Here is a 2,836-nt window from a genome sequence, read left to right on the forward strand (position 1 = left end):
GTCCAGCCCCAGTCGTTGCTCAGGCACTCGACGATGTGCAGGCCGCGTCCGGACTCCGCCCAGTCGCCCGCCTCGCGTACGGCCGGCGCGCTGGTGCCGGCGTCGACCACGACGCACAGCACGCTGTCGCCGCGGCGGGAGAGGCTGAGCAGGACCGGGGTGCCGCCGGCCGCCCGCCAGGGGCCGCCGCCGTGGCACATGGCGTTGGTGACCATCTCGGAGACGGCCACCGCGACGCTGTCGACCAGTTCCTCCAGGCCCCAGCCGCACAGGGCGGTGCGGGCGAAGCCGCGGGCGACGCCCGGGGAGCGGGAACCGTGGTCCAGGGTCCAGACGGCGAACGAGTCGCCGGGCGGGGCCTGGCGGTCGCCGGGGGGCGCGAAGGCCCGTCGGGCGGGGTCCGCGCTGTCTTCGGGGTTCTTGTCAGCGCATGTCATGGGGGGTGTTCCGAGCGTCTCGGGAACGTTCTCCACCAGGGTCAGGGGCGGAGCTCCGAAGCCGAGGCCGGGTTGGGGCGCGCGCTGCGTCGCCACCCATTTCGCCGGTTGTGGGGTCATTCCGATCTCCGCTGCCGTCGCCGGCATCAGGGGAACACGCTTGCGGAGACCATCCTGTTCCATTTGTACTTACCGCTGCAAGTGCGGATGCAAGCACAGGTGCAAGAACTGCGACCGATGAGGCGATAATGACAGGCGCTCCCGCTGCTGCACACGGGGTGCTTGTGACGATTGGGGCGCAAGTGAGAAGCGACACATTACGGGTGAGGCGGCCGATGGAGCAGGAGTACGCGAACGGGGTGGCGGCCGACGCACTCCCGGGGGCGGTGTGGCGCAAGAGCCGTCGCAGCAACCCCAACGGGAACTGCGTGGAACTCGCCGAGCTGCCCGGCGGCGCGGTGGCGGTCCGCAACTCGCGCTTCCCCACCGGACCCGCCCTCGTCTACTCCGGCGCGGAGTTCTCCGCGTTCCTGCTCGGCGCCAAGGGCGGCGACTTCGACCACCTCGTCAGCGGCCCGACCGGCCCGAACTGATCCGGCACCGCACCCGGATGCCGGCACGCCCGCCGGCGCGGGTGCCGGCGGACGTTGATAGCCCGGGGCACCCGGTGGGAAACTGTCCGGTCGCCCTCATCCATACGAGTCGGGAGCACACGTGATGCCAGTCCAGCCGGAGCCCGCGCGCTTCCCCGGTGGCGAGACCTCGATGCAGCGGGTCCTCGCCCAGCCCGCGGGCGGGCCGACCGTGCTGCGCATCGTGCTGGGCACCCATCTGCGCAGGCTGCGCGAGGCCAGCGGTATCACCCGGGAGGCCGCGGGACACGCCATCCGCGGTTCCCACGCCAAGATCAGCCGGTTGGAGCTGGGCCGGGTCGGCTACAAGGAACGGGACGTCGCCGACCTGCTGACGCTCTACGGCGTGCACGACCAGAAACGACGCGAGGAGTTCCTGACGCTGGCGCGGCGGGCCAACGAGCCCGGCTGGTGGCACAAGTACAGCGACGTCCTGCCGAACTGGCTGGAGACGCTGCTGGGCCTGGAGGAGGCCGCGGCCGTCATCCGCACCTACGAGGTCCAGTTCGTGCCCGGACTGCTCCAGACCGCCGACTACGCGAGGGCCGTCGTCCGCCTCGGCCACCCGGCGGCGCCGGTCCCGGAGGTCGACCGGCGGGTCGACCTGCGGATGCGCCGCCAGGAGCTGCTGGGCCGCCGCGACGGGCCGAAGCTGTGGGCGGTGATAGACGAGGCCGCGCTGCGCCGACCGCTGGGCGGCCGCGAGGTCATGCGCGGCCAGCTGCGGCACCTGCTGAGCTTCGCCGACGACCCCCGGGTGACCATCCAGATCGCGCCCTTTGCCATAGGAGGACTGGCCGCGGCCGGCGGGCCGGTCACCATCCTGCGTTTCCTGGAGCCGGACCTGCCGGACATCGTCTACCTCGAACAGCTCACCAGCGCGCTCTACCTCGACAAACGGGCCGAGGTGGAGTCCTACGTGGTGGTGATGGACCGGCTCTGCGCGGCGGCCGAGACCCACGACCGCTCGATGCGCTTCCTCACCGACCTGCTGGCCGAGAGCTGAGCGCGCCCGCTCCCCGCCTTCAGAGCCTTCGGCCTTCGGGCGGGGAGCGGGCGGGCCTCAGATCACACCCTGGGCCAGCATCGCGTCCGCGACCCGCTCGAAGCCGGCGATGTTCGCCCCCAGCACGTAGTCGTCGGGCGCGCCGTAGCGCTCGGCGGTGGCGGCGCACTCGTCGTGGATGCCGCGCATGATGCCCTCCAGTTCGCGCTCGACGCGTTCGAACGGCCACGGGTCGCGGCCGGCGTTCTGCCGCATCTCCAGCGCGCTGGTGGCCACGCCGCCGGCGTTGGCCGCCTTGCCGGGGCCGAACGCGACGCCGGCCTCGCGCAGCAGCCGCATCGCCTCGGGCGTGGTCGGCATGTTGGCGCCCTCGGAGACCGCCTTCACGCCGTTGCCGACCATGTTCCTCGCGTCGGCCTCGGTGATCTCGTTCTGCGTGGCGCACGGCAGCGCGACCTCGCCGGGGACCTCCCAGACGCGGCCGTCGGGGACGTAGTGGGCGGAGGCGCCGCGGCGTTCCGCGTAGTCGGCGACCCTGCCGCGTTCGACCTCCTTGACCTGCCGCAGCAGCTCGACGTCCAGGCCCTTCTCGTCGAACACGTAACCGCCGGAGTCCGAGCAGGTCACGACGTTCGCGCCGAGCGCGATGGCCTTGCGGGCCGCGTGTATCGCCACGTTGCCGGAGCCGGAGACGAGCACCTGCTGTCCGTGCAGGTCCTCGCCGCGCCGCCGCAGCATCTCGGCGGCGAACAGCACCGCGC

Annotated in this window: 4 protein-coding genes; 2 read left to right on the top strand and 2 right to left on the bottom strand. The window is 72.3% G+C overall.

Going from position 1 to position 2,836, the window contains the following annotated elements:
- A partial coding sequence (locus tag GL263_RS24505; RefSeq protein WP_182857926.1) for an ATP-binding protein occupies positions 1-437 on the bottom strand: 437 nt, incomplete at its 3' end.
- A 335-nt stretch (positions 438-772) separates the two neighbouring features.
- On the opposite strand from GL263_RS24505, the gene GL263_RS24510 reads away from it, so the two are divergent.
- Together GL263_RS24510 and GL263_RS24515 are read left to right on the top strand one after the other, a co-directional pair.
- On the top strand, positions 773-1,030 hold the full coding sequence (locus tag GL263_RS24510) for a DUF397 domain-containing protein (protein WP_182857927.1): 258 nt from the start codon (positions 773-775) through the stop codon (positions 1,028-1,030).
- 124 nt (positions 1,031-1,154) lie between these two features.
- On the top strand, positions 1,155-2,075 hold the full coding sequence (locus tag GL263_RS24515; RefSeq protein ID WP_182857928.1) for a Sco1979 family transcriptional regulator: 921 nt from the start codon (positions 1,155-1,157) through the stop codon (positions 2,073-2,075).
- Positions 2,076-2,132: 57 nt separating this feature from the next.
- Here the strand turns inward: GL263_RS24515 and GL263_RS24520 are convergent.
- Positions 2,133-2,836 (bottom strand): dehydrogenase family protein (locus tag GL263_RS24520; RefSeq protein WP_500294575.1); only part of this gene is annotated, 704 nt, incomplete at its 5' end.

The organism is Streptomyces durbertensis (assembly GCF_014156695.1).
Lineage (GTDB): Bacteria > Actinomycetota > Actinomycetes > Streptomycetales > Streptomycetaceae > Streptomyces > Streptomyces durbertensis.

Bases quoted from the DNA above. Each gene is read 5' to 3' on its own strand.
- GL263_RS24515 (WP_182857928.1), top strand. From the start codon at position 1,155: ATGCCAGTCCAGCCGGAGCCCGCGCGCTTCCCCGGTGGCGAGACCTCG.
- GL263_RS24510 (WP_182857927.1), top strand. From the start codon at position 773: ATGGAGCAGGAGTACGCGAACGGGGTGGCGGCCGACGCACTCCCGGGG.